The organism is Chitinophaga sp. (genome assembly GCF_036569125.1).
Lineage (GTDB): Bacteria > Bacteroidota > Bacteroidia > Chitinophagales > Chitinophagaceae > Chitinophaga.
The window spans coordinates 1-2,669 of sequence record NZ_DATCRF010000535.1 but is presented as its reverse complement, the minus strand read 5'-3'; the positions used below and the strand labels follow the sequence as shown (position 1 = coordinate 2,669).

Here is a 2,669-nt window from a genome sequence, read left to right as displayed (position 1 = left end):
TCCCGCAGCCCGGTTGCAGAGCAGTTCAGGGCTATGCGCACCAATCTGCAGTTCATACTCTCCGGTAAAAAAGAGAAAGTGATCCTGCTTACGTCCAGCATGAGCGGGGAAGGTAAATCCTTTGTAGCTACCAACCTGGCGGCTGTGCTGGCCCTGTCGGGCAAAAGCGTGGTATTAATGGAGATGGACCTGCGCAAGCCTAAAATATCCCAGATGCTGGGGCTTCCCAACCAGCTTGGGTTCAGCACCTATGCTATTGGAAAGGTATCGTTGGATGAGCTGATAAAACCTTCCGGTATCCATGACAATTTCTGGTTAATACCTTCCGGGCCAATTCCGCCTAACCCGGTAGAGCTGCTGCTGCTGGAACGCACAGAACAGCTTTTTGCGGAGCTGAAAGAGCAGTTTGACTACGTGATCATAGATACAGCGCCCATTGGCCTGGTGACCGATGCACAGATCCTGGGGCGTTTTGCAGATGCAACACTTTACCTGGTAAGGCAGGGTTACACATTTAAACAGCAGGTGCAGCTGATCAAAGAATTATACCAACAGCGGAAGCTGCCTAAGATAAACTTAGTGGTGAATGATATAAAAGCAAAGGATGGTTATGGTTATGGATATGGCTATGGTTACGGATATGGTTATGGTTACGAGGAAACAGGCACCGTGAATGTATTCACGAGAATAAGGAATACGCTGGTGCGGAAATAATAATAAAATACCTCCTTATAATATGAATAACAACGGGAAATTAAACAGGGTGGAGAACGCCAGGATCGCCATTATAGGCCTGGGATACGTTGGTTTGCCGCTGGCTTTGGAGTTTGCCAAAAAATATGATACACTGGGCTTTGATATTAACCAGGACCGGGTAGAGGAGCTGCAGAAGGGGAAGGACCGCACACAGGAAGCCAGCATAACCGATCTCAAAAAAGTGCTGGCATTAAAGCATGAAGGGAAAAAACAGGTAGGGCTAACCTTGTCTTTTGATAAGAATGATCTTAGCCGCTATAATACCTTTATTGTTACCGTGCCTACACCCATTGACCAGTTCAAGGCGCCGGATCTGCGGCCTTTGTTAAAGGCATCTGAAATGCTGGGCTCCATCCTTAAAACAGGTGATATTGTTATCTATGAATCTACTGTATACCCCGGGTGTACGGAAGAGGAATGTATACCCGCGCTGGAAAAAGTATCCGGCTTAAAATTCAATAAGGATTTTTTTGTGGGCTACTCGCCCGAGCGCATTAACCCGGGCGATAAGATCAATACCCTTACGAAAATAAAAAAGGTAACCAGCGGCTCCACGCCGGATATAGCCTGCCGGGTGGATGGGCTGTATGCTTCCGTTATTGAAGCAGGCACGCACAAGGCATCCAGCATAAAAGTGGCCGAAGCATCCAAAGCCATTGAAAATGCCCAGCGGGATCTGAATATCTCTTTTGTAAATGAGCTGGCGCTGATCTTTGACCGTATTGGTATTGATACCAATGATGTGATCGAAGCTGCCGGCACCAAATGGAACTTTCTGAAATACAAGCCAGGCCTGGTAGGCGGCCATTGCATAGGTGTGGATCCTTATTACCTGGCGCATAAGGCGGAAGCCCTGGGCTATAACCCGCAGGTAATACTTTCCGGCAGAAGAGTAAACGATCATGTAGGGCACTTTGTAGCCAATAAGGTGGTAAAGCTGATGATTGAAAAAGATCATAAAATAAAGGGCTCCCGGGCGCTGATCATGGGCATCACCTTTAAGGAGAACTGTCCGGATGTACGCAATACCAGGGTAGTGGACATCTTTTATGAGCTGAAGCAGTTTGGCCTGCAGGTAGATATTTATGATCCCTGGGCAGATGCTGCTGAGGTAAAACATGAATATGGCTTAGATGTGTTGAGCAAGCTGGATTGCAATACCGTGTATGATGCCATTGTAGTAGCCGTGGCGCATAACGAGTTCCTGAATTTTGATTATGAAAAGGTGAAACGTAATAACGGGGTAATATTTGATACAAAGGCCTGCCTGGACCGGCGGCTGGTGGATGCAAGGTTATAGTAGCAGTAAAAGAGTGTATAAGCAAAGCAGCGGCAGATGTATTATATGAACGCAATCAGGAATAAACTGGCCCCGCTGATCCCCAGGAACTGGCAGGAGATCATTGGAAAGGTTTACAGATCGGACCTTGCAAAAAAAATATCCAGGGGTATTGCCTGGACTTTTTTCAGCACAGTAGTATATAGGGGACTTATTTTTTTTACTTCCATTATCGTAGCACGCATTCTGAATAAAGAAGGTTTTGGTGAGCTGGGAATGGTGCGGTCTACAATAGACATGTTTGTTATTTTTTCCAGTTTTAGCCTGGGACTTACTACTACTCGGTACGTGGCTGAAAATAAAGTAACTGATAAAATAAAGGCCGGCAGGATCATTAAGCTTGCCTCCGGCCTCTCCTGGATCTTTGGCATTACGGTGGGAGGGCTTATGTTCCTCTTTTCTGACCAGCTGGCAGAACAGTCGTTACATGCGTCTTATTTAAGCGATGAGTTAAAGCTGAGTGCACTGGCCATTATGCTGAATGCAATTAATGGCACGCAAAATGGCACCCTGGCAGGCTTTGAGGCGTTTAAGAACATGGCGCGGGTTAACCTGCTGGCTACTGGTATTAATT

The 2,669-nt window shown here is 46.5% G+C and carries 3 protein-coding genes; all 3 read left to right on the top strand.

Features of this window, described 5'->3' with window-relative positions:
* The coding region (locus VIM87_RS20110) for a CpsD/CapB family tyrosine-protein kinase (protein ID WP_331998736.1) at positions 1-714 on the top strand (714 nt) is incomplete at its 5' end.
* 22 nt (positions 715-736) lie between these two features.
* Positions 737-2,056 (top strand): nucleotide sugar dehydrogenase, encoded by a 1,320-nt coding sequence (locus VIM87_RS20105; protein ID WP_331998735.1) that lies wholly within the window; start codon positions 737-739, stop codon positions 2,054-2,056.
* Between the two features lie 36 nt (positions 2,057-2,092).
* A partial coding sequence (locus tag VIM87_RS20100) for an oligosaccharide flippase family protein (RefSeq protein WP_331998734.1) occupies positions 2,093-2,669 on the top strand: 577 nt, incomplete at its 3' end.

Bases quoted from the DNA above. Each gene is read 5' to 3' on its own strand.
- VIM87_RS20105 (WP_331998735.1), top strand. From the start codon at position 737: ATGAATAACAACGGGAAATTAAACAGGGTGGAGAACGCCAGGATCGCC.